The 13,616-nt window shown below is 33.9% G+C and carries 15 protein-coding genes, 1 riboswitch and 1 other annotated feature; of the genes, 7 read left to right on the top strand and 8 right to left on the bottom strand.

The window, feature by feature from the left end:
• The first annotated feature begins 29 nt into the window (after positions 1 to 29).
• Positions 30 to 118: riboswitch (TPP riboswitch) on the top strand.
• 76 nt (positions 119 to 194) lie between these two features.
• From AC2A1D_RS07915 to AC2A1D_RS07890, 6 genes are all read left to right on the top strand, one after another.
• Complete coding sequence (locus AC2A1D_RS07915) at positions 195 to 917, top strand: class I SAM-dependent methyltransferase (RefSeq protein ID WP_484043092.1); 723 nt, start codon at positions 195 to 197, stop codon at positions 915 to 917.
• Entirely contained in the window at positions 917 to 1,963 is a 1,047-nt protein-coding gene (locus AC2A1D_RS07910; protein WP_484043091.1) for an AIR synthase family protein, read from the top strand. The genes AC2A1D_RS07915 and AC2A1D_RS07910 overlap by 1 nt, the downstream gene beginning before the upstream one ends.
• Entirely contained in the window at positions 1,954 to 2,595 is a 642-nt protein-coding gene (locus tag AC2A1D_RS07905) for a thiamine phosphate synthase (RefSeq protein ID WP_484043090.1), read from the top strand. The genes AC2A1D_RS07910 and AC2A1D_RS07905 overlap by 10 nt, the downstream gene beginning before the upstream one ends.
• Positions 2,585 to 2,851: a Trm112 family protein gene (locus AC2A1D_RS07900; RefSeq protein ID WP_484043089.1), complete on the top strand. Its 267-nt coding sequence runs from the start codon at positions 2,585 to 2,587 to the stop codon at positions 2,849 to 2,851. The genes AC2A1D_RS07905 and AC2A1D_RS07900 overlap by 11 nt, the downstream gene beginning before the upstream one ends.
• Positions 2,852 to 2,912: 61 nt before the next feature.
• Complete coding sequence (gene dusB, locus AC2A1D_RS07895) at positions 2,913 to 3,911, top strand: tRNA dihydrouridine synthase DusB (RefSeq protein ID WP_484043088.1); 999 nt, start codon at positions 2,913 to 2,915, stop codon at positions 3,909 to 3,911.
• Positions 3,912 to 4,027: 116 nt separating this feature from the next.
• On the top strand, positions 4,028 to 4,588 hold the full coding sequence (locus AC2A1D_RS07890; protein WP_484043087.1) for a magnetosome magnetite crystal formation protein family: 561 nt from the start codon (positions 4,028 to 4,030) through the stop codon (positions 4,586 to 4,588).
• A gap of 68 nt (positions 4,589 to 4,656) precedes the next feature.
• Here AC2A1D_RS07890 and deoC read toward each other — a convergent pair whose 3' ends face one another.
• The 5 genes from deoC to AC2A1D_RS07865 all read right to left on the bottom strand — a co-directional run bounded on the left by deoC (position 4,657) and on the right by AC2A1D_RS07865 (position 8,985).
• Positions 4,657 to 5,400: a deoxyribose-phosphate aldolase gene (gene deoC / locus AC2A1D_RS07885; RefSeq protein WP_484043086.1), complete on the bottom strand. Its 744-nt coding sequence runs from the start codon at positions 5,398 to 5,400 to the stop codon at positions 4,657 to 4,659.
• Positions 5,401 to 5,404: 4 nt separating this feature from the next.
• Entirely contained in the window at positions 5,405 to 5,872 is a 468-nt protein-coding gene (locus tag AC2A1D_RS07880) for an Lrp/AsnC family transcriptional regulator (RefSeq protein ID WP_484043085.1), read from the bottom strand.
• A 34-nt stretch (positions 5,873 to 5,906) separates the two neighbouring features.
• Positions 5,907 to 6,848 carry an endonuclease/exonuclease/phosphatase family protein gene (locus tag AC2A1D_RS07875; protein WP_484043084.1) on the bottom strand — a complete coding sequence of 314 codons (942 nt, stop codon included), beginning with the start codon at positions 6,846 to 6,848 and terminating at the stop codon, positions 5,907 to 5,909.
• Positions 6,849 to 7,054: 206 nt separating this feature from the next.
• A complete protein-coding gene (trmD, locus tag AC2A1D_RS07870) occupies positions 7,055 to 7,726 on the bottom strand; it encodes a tRNA (guanosine(37)-N1)-methyltransferase TrmD (protein WP_484043083.1) in 672 nt (223 codons plus the stop codon).
• Positions 7,723 to 8,985, bottom strand: coding sequence for an NAD(P)/FAD-dependent oxidoreductase (locus AC2A1D_RS07865; RefSeq protein WP_484043082.1), 1,263 nt, complete (start codon positions 8,983 to 8,985; stop codon positions 7,723 to 7,725). Before AC2A1D_RS07865 ends, trmD begins: the two co-directional genes overlap by 4 nt.
• A gap of 156 nt (positions 8,986 to 9,141) precedes the next feature.
• Here AC2A1D_RS07865 and AC2A1D_RS07860 point away from each other — a divergent pair, with 156 nt between their 5' ends.
• Positions 9,142 to 10,005, top strand: a complete 864-nt coding sequence (locus AC2A1D_RS07860; protein WP_484043081.1) for a glycoside hydrolase family 25 protein — start codon at positions 9,142 to 9,144, stop codon at positions 10,003 to 10,005.
• A gap of 7 nt (positions 10,006 to 10,012) precedes the next feature.
• Here AC2A1D_RS07860 and AC2A1D_RS07855 read toward each other — a convergent pair whose 3' ends face one another.
• The 3 genes from AC2A1D_RS07855 to AC2A1D_RS07845 all read right to left on the bottom strand — a co-directional run bounded on the left by AC2A1D_RS07855 (position 10,013) and on the right by AC2A1D_RS07845 (position 13,615).
• On the bottom strand, positions 10,013 to 10,900 hold the full coding sequence (locus AC2A1D_RS07855; protein ID WP_484043080.1) for a carbohydrate kinase family protein: 888 nt from the start codon (positions 10,898 to 10,900) through the stop codon (positions 10,013 to 10,015).
• 42 nt (positions 10,901 to 10,942) lie between these two features.
• Complete coding sequence (locus tag AC2A1D_RS07850) at positions 10,943 to 12,430, bottom strand: glycoside hydrolase family 32 protein (protein ID WP_484043079.1); 1,488 nt, start codon at positions 12,428 to 12,430, stop codon at positions 10,943 to 10,945.
• Positions 12,431 to 12,484: 54 nt separating this feature from the next.
• The gene (locus AC2A1D_RS07845) at positions 12,485 to 13,615 is read right to left on the bottom strand and encodes an 8-amino-7-oxononanoate synthase (RefSeq protein ID WP_484043078.1); all 1,131 of its coding nucleotides are present in this window, start codon (positions 13,613 to 13,615) and stop codon (positions 12,485 to 12,487) included.
• Positions 13,499 to 13,553: a sequence feature (sodium ion sensor (DUF1646 type); this cis-regulatory element may regulate processes involved in with the transportation of sodium ions), on the bottom strand. It overlaps the preceding gene by 55 nt.
• Position 13,616: the final 1 nt, after the last annotated feature.

Here is a 13,616-nt window from a genome sequence, read left to right as displayed (position 1 = left end):
TACACACTTTTCCCTATATTTGCTTTAAATAAAAATACACGGGGTGCCGAAAGGCTGAGATTACACCCGATGACCTGATTTGGATAATGCCAACGTAGGGATGTGCGCTTAAAATGCTTTCATTTTATGCTTTATTCGTTCGTATACTCATTATCCATGGAGTTTTTTAGAATGAATAAATTCAAAATAACAAAATGGAAGTAACAAAATTCTCGGGAGAACTAATTCCCCAACAACAGCAAAACTGGCAAAACAGACCGGAATGGTTTTTTAACCGCGAACACACCGATACCTACGAACTTTGGTACGAAGGTCGCTACAAACGAGCCGAAATCTGGCAAAAAAAGATAATGGAACAACTCGTTTCAAAAGATAAACGAGTAAAAACACTTTTAGAATTTGGATGCGGAACCACCCGTTTTACCCGTTGGTGGAAAAACATCGGGATTGAAGCTACCGGCGGAGACATCTCTCCCTTAATGCTTTCGCAGGCAATTCAACTTTTTGATGGAGATCTTGTAATGGCAGATTCTCATCACATGCCTTTTAAAAACCATACTTTTGATTCATTAGCTTTTATCACAACATTTGAGTATTACAAAGATCCTGTAAAAGTAATCCGGGAAGCAGCGAGAGTTGCCAAATACGGCATTGCAATGGGGATGATGAACCGCAATTCGCCTAAAATTGCAAGGCGAAGAATACAACAATTGTTTGGAAAAAATCCTTTTTACGTAACCGCTACATTCTATACTCCAAACATGCTAAGCGAAATTATTCATAAAGCTCTTGAAGGTAGAAAATATACCATAGAATGGACTTGCACTGGATTACCCAAATGGTTTCCTGTGCAACAATGGAACGTTCCTGTGGGCGATTTTTTCGGTTTATACATTCAATTTAATGATGTGGAATAATGTCTAAAATCGGAAAATTAGATCATTTGCTTTTTGAAGATTTTATCAAAGACAAATGCGGAAAAAAACGGGAAGAAGTTTTAGCAGGACCAGGTTTTGGTATAGATGTCTCTCTGGTACATCTTAATCACGACCATGTAATGGCTTTAACGAGCGATCCTTTATCTCTCATCCCAACATTAGGACTTGAAGAATCAGCTTGGTTATCGGTACATCTTATGGCAAATGATATGGCAACAACTGGTTTTGCACCAATGTATGCACAATTTGTCTTGAACCTTCCCACTTATATTACAAAGCAAGATTTTCAGAAATATTGGGAGTACATACATCAGTTTTGCGAAAAAATTGGCGTTGCAATTACGGGAGGGCATACCGGTTTTATCGAGAATCAAAATTCTACAATTGCAGGAGGAGGTACTTTTATCACTATTGCTGCAAAAGACAAAGTAAAACTTTCAAAAATGGCAAAAGCAGGAGATTCTATTCTGATGACAAAAACTGCCGCTCTCTCATCTTCTGCCATTTTAGCCATGAGTTTCCCAGAAACAGTACAGCAAAAAGCAGGAAAAGAAATTTACCATCTGGCTTGCGAATCATTTTACCAAACCTCATCATTAAAAGAAGCTTTAATTTCTGTTGAAACCTGCAATACAGGAGTTACAGCAATGCATGATGTTACAGAAGGTGGCATTGTAGGAGCGGTTTACGAAATGGCAATTGCTTCCAGAAATGGCGTTGAAATATGGAACGACAAAATTGCAATAGGAGAAACTCAAAAAGAAATTTGTAAAATCTTTGATTTGGATCCTAAACACTGTATTGGAGCTGGCTCGATGATTATTTCGTGTGAAAAAGAACAGGTTTCGCATCTTATTACGAAACTGAAAGAAGAAAATATTGCATGTACAGAAATAGGACGTTTTACCGAAAAACAAAACGGTCTCAAAATTATCACAAAAGAAAAAACAGAAGACTTGATTTATTATCATGAAGATCCCTATTGGAAATCTTTTTTTAAAGCCCTTCAATTACAATGGAAATAAAGAAAAAGCAAATTAGTTCAGGAATTTATTTAATCATAGATCCTTCGCTGGAAGAAAAAGCTCTGCTTTCTAAATTGGAAATAATTGCGACGTCAAAAATATCGGCAATACAAATCTGGGATCATTTCCCAGAAATTGATAATCGAGAACAAATTGTAAAGAAAATTTTAGAAAAAACTTCCAAAACAGAGATTCCTGTAATCATCAACAATCAATGGAAACTACTGAATACATTACCCTTAAACGGAGTTCATTTTGATGAAATCCCTCAAAATTTCAACGAAATAAAAAAGCAGATCAACAGACCTTTCGTTACCGGAATTACTTGTAGCAATACCTCAAATGAAATTGAATGGGCTGAAAAAAATAAGGTAGATTATATTTCCTTCTGTTCCATGTTCCCTTCTTCTACAGCTCAATCTTGCGAACTGATACAATTTGAATCGGTACTGAAAGCCAAACAAACATTTAAGGGAAAAATATTTCTCGCAGGCGGAATAAATGAAGAAAACATTGAACTCTTGCAAACATTACCATACGACGGAATTGCTATGGTTTCGGGCATAATGAACCGAGAAAACCCTTTAAAAACAATCCAAAACCTTACTAATACAATTAAAAATGAATGCTAAAACGATAGAAAAACTGTGCTGTCCTTTCGATAAGTCAGATTTAAATCTTACAATTATTAATCAAGATGAAAATGAAAACATTTCAGAAGGAATTCTGATCTGTGACAACTGCAAACGTGTGTATCCCATTATGAGAGGCATTCCTGTAATGTCTCCCGATGAATACCGCGAATTTCATTTAGAAAAACCTATTTTGGAACGTTGGGAAAATTATTTAGATGGTAAAAAAGTAGAAAATTTCAGGCTTATTTCTTAATAATAACAACGATAGAAATTTTCAAAACCGAAAAAAGTTTAGAAATACGTAAATTTGCACCATGGTAAAAATTGGTAACATAGAATTACCGGAGTTTCCGCTTTTGCTGGCTCCCATGGAAGATGTAAGCGACCCGCCGTTCAGAAAACTATGTAAAATGCATGGTGCAGATTTAATGTACTCAGAATTTATTTCTTCTGAAGGTCTAATTCGTGACGCAATGAAAAGCCGTAAAAAGCTGGACATTTTTGATTATGAAAGACCTGTAGGAATTCAAATTTTTGGAGGAGACGAAGAAGCAATGGCAATGTCTGCAAGAATTGTAGAAACGGTAAACCCAGATTTGGTAGACATTAATTTTGGATGCCCAGTAAAAAAAGTAGTTTGCAAAGGAGCCGGAGCCGGAGTTTTGAAAGACATCGATTTGATGGTGAGATTAACAAAAGCTGTGGTAAGTTCTACAAGCCTTCCTGTAACGGTAAAAACACGTTTAGGATGGGACAGTCACTCTATTAATATTGATGAAGTTGCAGAGCGTCTTCAGGAAACTGGAATTAAAGCTTTAACCATTCACGCGAGAACGAGAGCACAAATGTACAAAGGCGAAGCAGATTGGGAACATATTTCAAGAATTAAACAAAACCCAAATATCGAGATTCCTATTTTTGGAAATGGTGATATTGATTCTCCTGAAAAGGCTTTAGAATACAAAAATAAATATGCGTGCGACGGTATTATGATTGGTCGTGCCGCCATTGGATATCCTTGGATTTTTAATGAAATTAAACATTTCTTTAAAACGGGAGAACATTTACCTGCTCCAACTATTGAAGACCGACTTTTAGCCGTAAGACAACACGCAGAATGGAGTGCAGAATGGAAAGGTGAAAGACTAGGTTTGGTAGAAATGAGACAGCATTACAGCAATTATTTCCGTGGTGTGCCTCATTTTAAAGATTTCAGAAAGAAATTTTTGGAAGTATTTACTTTAGAAGAAATGGATGCTTTAATTAAAGAAACACAAGCATTTTATCAAGAATTTGAATTCACACAAAGATAAAATCCTACCACAAAAATGCGTAAAAAATGCGTCAAGACACATTTGACACAGAAGTGACATAACTTTGACGCAAGGAAATTTCATGTTTTGTCATAGTTTTGACAAAAATTATATCAATGGAAAAATTAGGAACAAAACTAAAAGAAATTAGAATTAAAAAAGGATATTCGCAAGAAGAACTTGCAGACTTATCTAATGTAAGCTTAAGAACAATACAAAGAATTGAACAAAATCAAAATGAGCCTCGTGGAAATACACTTCACCTAATTTGTAAAACTTTAAATATTAGTGTCGAAGATATTTTAGATTATGGAAAGGAAAACAAAAGTGATTTTATGTTTTATTTTCACTTATCAGTTTTATCATTTATGATTCTCCCTCTTGGAAACATCATAGTTCCACTTATTTTATGGTTGAATAACAAAAATAGAATTGTAGGACTGGATAAAATTGGAAAATCATTAATTTATTTTCAAATACTCATTACAGTTTTGATTTATCTATTTTTTAGCTTGTTCATTTTCTCAAGAATTCTTTATCAATCTGACGGAATGATATTTTTATATATTACGGCTTTCTTCTATTTTAGTAATATTATTTTCGCAATTATTAACGCAATTAAAGCTAAGCGAAATAAAAACCCGAAACAATTTATTGGGGTTTTACACCAAATATAAATCAATTTTACATAAAAAACTCCGAAGCTTTAATTCGGAGTTTCTTATTTTTTAATCAATGTTTTTTTTTAATAACCTTCTTCTGCAGATTGGTTTTTCAGTAAAGCCAAAGCTGAAGAAGTTCCGATTCTTTTTACACCAAGTGCAATCATTTTTTCGGCATCTTCTGGAGTTCTTACTCCGCCTGCTGCTTTTACAGGAAGTTTTCCGGCATTGTTTAGCATAATTTTAATGCCTTCAAAAGTTGCTCCGTTGGGTTTTCCGTTTTCGGTAACAAAAAAACCGGTAGAAGATTTCACAAAAATGTTTTGAAGATCTCTTTCTTCAAAGTTTTCTTCTGCCCATGTTGCGATTTTCTTGGTAATATCTGCAATTTGCTCATCAGATAATGCTGCAATTTCAATAATCCATTTGGCAATTTTTTGGTGAATCAGGCAAAGTTTTGTGCATTGCAAAAATTCTTCTTTTACCTCATCAATATTTCCTTTCAGATATTCTTGATAATTAATGACAAAATCTAGCTCGTCTGCGCCATCTGCAATTGCTTTTTCTGCTTCTGCAAATTTTTCTTGAAGAGAATAAGTGCCTTCATGAAAACCAATTACCGTCCCCAATTTTACATGAGCGTTTTTATCGGCAATCATTTTTTTTACAGCAGCAACATAGTTTGGTCTAATCATCACGGCAAAAATTCCGTTGGTGATGGCTTCTTCGGTTAGTTCTACAACTTTCTGTACTGTTTCTTCTTCGGAAAGCCCAGATTGTTGTGGAGTTTTCAGATAGGTTGAATCTAGAAAATCGGCAATGTTCATGGTGTTATACTTTTAATTGTCTTGCAATACTCTGCTCCAGAGAAATAAAAGTTTCTGTACGAGTAACGCCTTTAAATTTCTGCAATTTACTAAGAATCTGCATCAAATGATCATTGTCTTTGCAAAGTACTTTAATAAAAATAGTATAATTACCCGTAGTATAATGCGCTTCTACAACCTCATTTACATCTTGAAGCGATTTTACAACATCCTGATAATGGCTCGGCTGATCTAAAAACATCCCGATATAAGAGACTACTTTGTAGCCGATTGTCTTAGGATTCAAAAAAGAAATAGAATTTTCTATTACATTAGCATGTTCTAGCTTTTTAATTCTTTGGTGAACTGCAGTTGTAGAAATCCCAACTTTAGACGAGATGTGAGCAAGTGAAGTCTTAGAATTATCCATCAACATGTAAATGATTTGCTTGTCGATAGCGTCTAAATAGTAGTCTGTGCTATTGTTCTTCATTTTCTGACTAAATTTAATGTTTTTTAGAATTGTTTTAATTATGTTTTAGTTTTAGTTTTATGAATATGGGGAAATGATCGCTGTAACCTCCTAAGTAACGAGTACCTGCAAAAGTTCTGAACGGTCTTCCCGAAGATTTTTTTTCTTTTACTGTAAGTTGGTGATGATTAAAAACAGCAGCAGAATCAAACTGAATAGTACTGTTTTGGTTAAAAAAATGCTCTGAAAGCAAGATTTGATCAAACAGCAAGCCACTTTTATAATGGAATGTAGAGTAATCTCCTCTAGAGAACAAGTTTGTAAACGGATTTTCTAGTTTTGTATTGTGTGAATTTCCTTCCGTTAGAATATTTAGTACCTCATCATCGGGATTTTCATTGAAATCTCCGCACAAAATAATTTTTTCCAAAGGGTTTTGTTGAAGTTCAGCAATTCTTTTCTTCAATTCCTGAACGATATACATTCGTTTCGGTTTATTTACATCTTTTTCTCTTTTGGAAGGAAGATGCAAAACAAAAACATTGATGATTTCTTCTTCAAATTTTACTTTAGCAAAGAGTACATCACGTGTTGTATCAAAATATTTCTCGTCGAGATCAGATTCTTCAAAGAAAAAAGTAATAGGTTCCGAATGTAGAATTTCAATTTTTGATTGATCGTAAAGAAGCGCAACATCTACTTTTCTTTCGTCCAAAGAATTGTAATGCACGATGCCATACTTTCCGTTGAGCGGTTCTGTATGCACAAGATCTTTTAAAACATGAGAGCCAGAAATTTCTGCAAGACCAATTAAAAAAGGCAAAGTTTTATTTTGCTCTTCGATTAATCGAAACGCATGTGCAATTTTGTTGAGTTTATATTGATATTTCCGGAAGTCCCAATTTACAAGTCCGCTTTTGGAGCGATCAAACCTATGTTTGGGTGTAGAATCTGGTAAAAACAAATTTTCAACGTTGTAGAATGCAAAAATCTCCATTGATCTATTGCTAAAAATTAATATTTCTCTAGCCTTTCAAAAATTTGTGTGCCTAAAAATACAAATACTTTTTTGATGATTTATTATTTTAATTCATTTTTTAACATCAATAGACTCAATCATAATTATATTATATTGATTTTCACTAAAGTATAAAATAAATTATTTATAAAAAATAAAAATTTAGAAAATATTACCGTTAGAAATTACAAAAGATCAGGTCTTTTCTCTTGTGTAATTCTTACCGCTTCATCGTAACGCCAATCTTCAATCTTTTTAAAATTACCGCTTAATAAAATTTTAGGAACTTCTAAACCTTTATACACTTCAGGTCTTGTGTAAATTGGAGGTGATAATAAATTGTCCTGAAAACTGTCTGTAAGCGCACTCTGCTCATCATTCAAAACCCCTGGAAGAAGTCTAATGACAGAATCTGCCAAAACACAAGCCGCCAATTCGCCTCCTGTAAGAACATAATCTCCGATAGAAATTTCTTTCGTAATATGAAGATCTCTCACACGCTGATCAATCCCTTTGTAATGACCACAAAGAAAAATCAGGTTATTTTTTATCGATAAAGTATTGGCGATTTTTTGATTCAACGTAACACCATCGGGCGTTAGATAAATTACTTCATCATACTCACGTTGCGATTTAAGCTCAGAAATACATTTGTCTAAAGGTTCTACCATCATCACCATTCCTGCACCGCCACCGTAAGGTTCGTCATCAATTTGTCTATGCTTATTCACTGCCCAATCTCTCAGATGATGAAAGTGAACTTCGGCAAGACCTTTATCCATCGCTCTTTTAAGGATAGACGTTTGAAACGGACTTTCCATGAGCTCAGGAAGTACGCTTATGATATCAATTCTCATTGTACTGTTTCGTTTTTCTTATTGCTTAAAATAATGAGTCTTAAAGAAGAATCTTTATTAAAATAACTCCACATCCAGTTAAAAAACACGGCGAGTTTATTTCTAACGCTCAAAATTAGCATTAAGTGAAGGAACATCCAAAAATACCAAGCCAGAAAACCTTGAAATTTTAAAAAAGGAAGATCTACCACCGCACGATGTTTCCCGATTGTTGCCAAAGAACCTTTATCATCATACTCATATTCAGCCCATTCGGAAATATTTTTCTTCAAAATATTCTTTCCTAAATTTTTCGCTTGATTAATGGCAACATTTGCCACTTGAGGATGTCCTTGCGGATATTTTGGAGTTTCCATGTAGGCGATATCTCCGATGGCGTAAATGTTATTAAACCCTTTAATTTTATTGAATCGGTCTACAATGTATCTATTTTTCACAATGTGTTCCTGCGAAAATCCATCAATGATGTTTCCGGTAACTCCGGCTGCCCAAATTACGTTGTTGGAAGGGATTTCCATACCGCTTTTCATGTGCACTTTATCGCCATCATAATCGGTAACGTACTCTCCGCTGAGAAAATCTACACCTAAATCTTTCAGATATTTTTCAGATTGTTCTTGCGCTTCTTTACTCATCACCGCCAAAGGTTTTTCGGTAGAACTTACGAGAATAATTTTCAGATGGTCAAAATTCATGTACGGATAATCTCTGGGAAGAATTTCTTTCTTCATTTCGGCGAAAGCTCCCGCCAATTCTACACCAGTTGGGCCGCTTCCAACGATTACAATATTCCAGTTTCCATCGTCGCTTCTGCTTTTTTCTAAAATTAATTTTTCGAAAGTAAGCAACACATGATTTCTAATACTGATGGCTTCCTGAGTATTTTTCATCCCAAAAGCACGAGATTCCAAATCTTTATTGCCAAAAAAATTGGTTTTACAACCTGTTGCAATGACCAATTTGTCGTAGCTAAATTCCGCTTCATCCGTAATCACTTTATTGAGTGACGGAATAATCTCCTTCACCTCTGTTAATCGAAACTGTATATTTCTTGAATTTTGAAAAATCTTTCTGAAAGGAAACGAAATATTCGAAGGTTCTATCCTTCCACAAGCCACTTGATAAAAAAGCGGCTGAAACATGTGATGATTTACCCTATCGAGTACGATTACTTTTTTATTTTTGTTGTTAAGTTTTTTTGCCAATTGCAAACCGGCAAAACCACCTCCAATGATAACAATTTTCTCGCGTGTTTCCATAGTAACAAATTTACAGATTTAATTAAAGTTTAGCTTTAACATAATAAAAAAACATCTGTATTACATAACTTTTAGCCCAAAAAACTTAAATTTAAAATTGCTTTTTTTGAGTCAAGTTTATGTAATTTGGCAACAAAAACTTAGTTTTGTAAACAAATGAAGAGAAAAAACTACGCCAAGAAAAAAATCGTAAAAAGACACAAAACGCAACAGAGAAAAAAGTATGTTCGTACTTCTATTATCTTGTTGGTTTTAGCTTTTACTTTGGCGGGAACCGGATTTTATCTCAAGCAAAAAATCTCTTATTATTACGCACTTTACTTCAATAAATTTTCTCATAAAAAATTAAAAAACACAGAAGAAGAAACCGCAAGAATTCAAAAAATACTTACCGAAAACCTTGATAAAACCTATGGTTTTGATATTTCTCATTATCAAAATCGGGAAGATATAAAATGGGATAGTTTAAGCATCGGAAATAAAACTATTCCTCTCGAATTTGTTGTGATGAGAGCTACAATGGGAAATCGAAATGCAGATAAACATTTTGATGATTTTTGGGAACAGGCAAAAAAGTATGAACTCGTGCGCGGCGCATATCATTTTTACAGAGCCGATGAAGACCCCGTAAAACAAGCCAACAACTTCCTAGAAAACGTAAAACTGGAAAATGGCGACCTCCCTCCTATTTTGGATATTGAAAAAATCCCCAGAAGAAAATCTAAAGAAAAACTGGTGGAAGATTTAAAAGTTTGGTGCAAAATTGTTGAAGAAGCATACGGCAAAAAGCCCATTATTTACACCTATTATCATTATTACAAAGATTATTTGAAAGGCGAATTTGATGACCATCCGCTTTGGCTTGCCAATTACAACGACGTTCCCACTCCTTCACCAGATGACAGGTTTGATTTTTGGCAATTCACCGAAAACGGTATTGTTCATGGCATCAACACCAAAGTAGATTTAGATTTGTATAACGGAAGTTTGTGGTCGTTGAAAAGTATGACTTTGGATTAAATTCATTTTAAACTAAATTTTTCAAAATAAAATTTTCAATTTCTAAATCATCAATTTCATGAGTTGGTCCTTTTTTAGAAGCAACAAGAGAACCCACTGCACAAGCAAATTCTAATGTTTTTTCAGGCGTTTCTTGATTAAAAATTTGATGAATTAAAGCCGCTAGAAAATTATCTCCCGCTCCAACGGTGTCTTCGACCGTAACTTTAAAACCAGGATGTTGGTAGAAATTTCCTTTTTCCCATAAAACGGCACCATCTTTACCGCAGGTAATGCAAAATGTTTCAACACCTGTTTTCTTAGATAATTCGGAAATCATTTGCTGAAAATCATGGGTTTCAAAATCGAGATGCTCCGAAATGGAAACCAATTCTTCATCATTCATTTTGACAATAGTGGAACGTTTCATCAATTCCAAAACCTCGTCCAAATTATAGTGTGGCTTACGAAGGTTAATATCGAAAACCGAAAATTTTGCTTTAGATAAAAGTTGATGCAACGTATTTTTTGAAACCTCATTTCTACACACCAAAGAGCCGAAAACAAAAACATCAGATTCGGAAACTAATTTTTCCATTTCTAGATTCCATTCAATAAAATCCCAAGCGGAAGGGAAAACGATTTCATAACTTGCATTTCGTTGTTCGTCTAGAGTGACTGCAACAATTCCGGTTGGAATGGTTTCATCTTTTTGAAGAAAATCAGTAGGAATTTTACTTGCAATAATTTCATAAAGTTCTGCCCCTAAATCATCACTTCCGATTTTGGAAATCATATCCACATCGTAACCAAAAGATTGTAGCCGAAAAGCGACATTCATAGGCGCTCCACCTGCTTTTTTACCATCAGGAAAAACATCCCACAAAACTTCACCGAAACAAACCGCTTTTTTCATTTTTTTTGAGGTTAAATTTTATTAAAAATCATCTAAAAAAAATTATTTCCAAATGCTTTTTATAGAGTTGATTTTAAAATTAGTTAGTTTTTGAATCTTAGATGAATTTATTTTCAAATCAGAGTAGGCTTCCGTTGGAAAATACAGATTAGTAAAGGAAAATTCTCCATCATTCAGAATGATTTCAACAGAAGAATGGTCAAGATAGAGTTGAATATTTCTGATTTTTTGATTTCGTAAATCCATCGTCTGAAGTTTTTCAGCAAACGTTTTTTCAAAATCAACCAAACCCGATTTTTTTCGGTCAGTAATCAATTGATTTCCTTTAATTTCAATTTTAAAAACTTCATTTTTTGAATTAGAAAATTCAATTTTCAAATCATTTTCTTGGCTTTTGATGTCAAAACCAATGTGAGCTTGAGATAAATCAAACTTGGTTTGAAAGGGTGTTTTAATACTTTTTTTAGAGAAACCTTTTTCTTCAATTCCTTGAAATTGGTTCACAATTTTTTGAGTCAAAATGTATTGTCCATCAATTTTTTTCAAAGATAATTCTCTAGGTAAAGTCATCGCGCTCCGCCAAACTTCGGTTGGAACTTTTTGGGCATAAAACCAATTGCTCATCCAAGAAATTAAGATTTTCTTACCATCAGGAACGTTACCAAAAGTAACTCCGGCATAATAATCCATTCCAGAATCTAACCAAATAGAATTTTGGGTGTGTTTAAATGTTTTGCCATCAAAATCTCCCACAAAATATCGTGTTCCAGAACCTCCATTTGGAGCTTTTCTATCGTGATTTTGGATGAGAACCCATTTGGATTCGTTAGAATTTTCGACTTTTAATTCAATTAAATCAGGACATTCCCAAACACCGACATCAATGTCGTTTTCAGGTTTGAAATTACTTTCTAACTTCCAATTTTTTAAATTCGGAGAAGAATAAATCTGCAAATGGTCATGAACCGCCAAAGTCATCGTCCATTGTTTTATTTTATCATTCCAAAAAACTTTCGGGTCACGAAAATCTTGCTCTCCAGAATTATTCAAAACTGGATTTCCTGCATATTTTGTCCACGTTTTTCCCTCGTCCAAACTGTAAGCAATTCCCTGACTTTCGGTGTTTTTCTTACCTGCTTTCCAAATTTCGTCATTGTGATACGTGAAAATCGCAACCATTGCGTTTTTACCAAAACCAGCCGTATTTTCTTTATCAATCACTGCACTTCCTGAAAAAATCCAACCATTTTTGTCGGGATACAAAGCGATTGGCAAATGTTTCCAATGAATTAAATCGGTGCTTTCCGCATGTCCCCAATGCATGGGTCCCCAAATATTTTTTTCAGGATAATATTGATAAAACAAATGATATTTTCCGTTAAGATAAACCAATCCATTTGGGTCATTCATCCACATTTTTTCGGGGGTAAAATGATATTGTGGGCGATATTTTTCTTTAAACAAAGTAGTTTGAGAAAATAAATTTAGCGAGAGCCCTATCAACAAAACTGTCAGAAATTTAGATTTCATCCTTGAAATTTTAATAAAAATACTAAATTCCAAAGAAAAATCGAGGAAAATAGATTATTTAAACGGCTTTCTTTGAATCCACTCTGTTTGTGGAGAAAGTGATGGAAAAATCTTTTTCATAAAAGGATTGACGAGGAAATTATTATGCTTAATTAAACCATAAATTTCAACAGGTTCTGCACCAATTGTAGATTTAATTTCTAATGCTGTTCTACCAAAGATAACACGAGAAAACTGTTCTTCAATGGCAAAATTTACCATATCCAAAAGCATATTCAGGTAAATTTGTTTTTCCTTCTGTTGTTCTTTATCATAACCTAAAAAATAGGTATCTACATCTTTATGATTCAAAATTAAGGTATAAAAACCTACCAATTCATCATTGAGGAAATATCCAAAAGCCTTAAACTGGTCTTTCATTGAATCTTTTAACCTAAAGAAATGATTTTTCGGAAGAAAAAATGTATTGAAAGGCGCATTATCGGCAACATTTTGATAAAGTTCATTCAACTTTTCCTCATAGTTTTGAATCTCTTCAGCAGACAATTCTTTTTTCTGAATGTCTTTGGCTTTTTTTCGCGCTGTATTGGCTCTGCTTCTATATTTCGTAGAAAAATCTGCGAGATAATCGTCAAAAGTTTGCCAATGATTTTTAATTTTCAGTTGCATATTGGGCTGCACAGAAAATTTGAGGTATTTCTGATGGTCTTCACCTTTAAAAAGGTCTGCAAATTTCTTCTGAAAATCTTTATAAATAATAAGCGATGTTTTTCTAAATTCCTTTTGAAGCTGCTCTACGGCGAGATTCAGCAAAGAAGCGACTTGGGGCATTTCAATTTTTGTTTTATCAAAATAGAAAGCATTTTGCCCAGTCAACATATTATTTCCGACAAACATTACATCTCTGCTGAAACGTTTTGCCAGAAAATTTTTCACATCACACATCAACTCATCTTTTTGAAAAGTTTGATGTTTCGTAAAGCTCAAATATTGAATCAGCGCACCACCAATCAGGTTTTCATCGCTAAAAAAAGCAATGAAGAAACATTCCATATTTTCGGGTTTTGCATCTTCCAACACCAAAAAATAAGGTCTTGAAAGCAAAGTATTATTTTGCCCAACCTTATTTTCCCATTCCGAAGGAAGTTCTTTTGCCGAACGATAAATTTTGAAAATAAAAGCCATA

The organism is Chryseobacterium sp. HNCC26DJ239 (genome assembly GCF_057180445.1).
This window is presented reverse-complemented; position numbering and strand designations above follow the sequence as displayed.

Excerpts from the sequence above, each read along its gene's own strand:
- AC2A1D_RS07845 (WP_484043078.1), bottom strand. The coding sequence starts at position 13,615 with ATGGCTTTTATTTTCAAAATTTATCGTTCGGCAAAAGAACTTCCTTCG.
- AC2A1D_RS07875 (WP_484043084.1), bottom strand. The coding sequence starts at position 6,848 with ATGGAGATTTTTGCATTCTACAACGTTGAAAATTTGTTTTTACCAGAT.
- AC2A1D_RS07900 (WP_484043089.1), top strand. The coding sequence starts at position 2,585 with ATGAATGCTAAAACGATAGAAAAACTGTGCTGTCCTTTCGATAAGTCA.
- deoC (WP_484043086.1), bottom strand. The coding sequence starts at position 5,400 with ATGAACATTGCCGATTTTCTAGATTCAACCTATCTGAAAACTCCACAA.
- AC2A1D_RS07855 (WP_484043080.1), bottom strand. The coding sequence starts at position 10,900 with ATGAAAAAAGCGGTTTGTTTCGGTGAAGTTTTGTGGGATGTTTTTCCT.
- AC2A1D_RS07905 (WP_484043090.1), top strand. The coding sequence starts at position 1,954 with ATGGAAATAAAGAAAAAGCAAATTAGTTCAGGAATTTATTTAATCATA.
- AC2A1D_RS07880 (WP_484043085.1), bottom strand. The coding sequence starts at position 5,872 with ATGAAGAACAATAGCACAGACTACTATTTAGACGCTATCGACAAGCAA.
- trmD (WP_484043083.1), bottom strand. The coding sequence starts at position 7,726 with ATGAGAATTGATATCATAAGCGTACTTCCTGAGCTCATGGAAAGTCCG.
- AC2A1D_RS07915 (WP_484043092.1), top strand. The coding sequence starts at position 195 with ATGGAAGTAACAAAATTCTCGGGAGAACTAATTCCCCAACAACAGCAA.
- AC2A1D_RS07860 (WP_484043081.1), top strand. The coding sequence starts at position 9,142 with ATGAAGAGAAAAAACTACGCCAAGAAAAAAATCGTAAAAAGACACAAA.
- AC2A1D_RS07865 (WP_484043082.1), bottom strand. The coding sequence starts at position 8,985 with ATGGAAACACGCGAGAAAATTGTTATCATTGGAGGTGGTTTTGCCGGT.
- AC2A1D_RS07910 (WP_484043091.1), top strand. The coding sequence starts at position 917 with ATGTCTAAAATCGGAAAATTAGATCATTTGCTTTTTGAAGATTTTATC.
- AC2A1D_RS07890 (WP_484043087.1), top strand. The coding sequence starts at position 4,028 with ATGGAAAAATTAGGAACAAAACTAAAAGAAATTAGAATTAAAAAAGGA.
- AC2A1D_RS07850 (WP_484043079.1), bottom strand. The coding sequence starts at position 12,430 with ATGAAATCTAAATTTCTGACAGTTTTGTTGATAGGGCTCTCGCTAAAT.
- dusB (WP_484043088.1), top strand. The coding sequence starts at position 2,913 with ATGGTAAAAATTGGTAACATAGAATTACCGGAGTTTCCGCTTTTGCTG.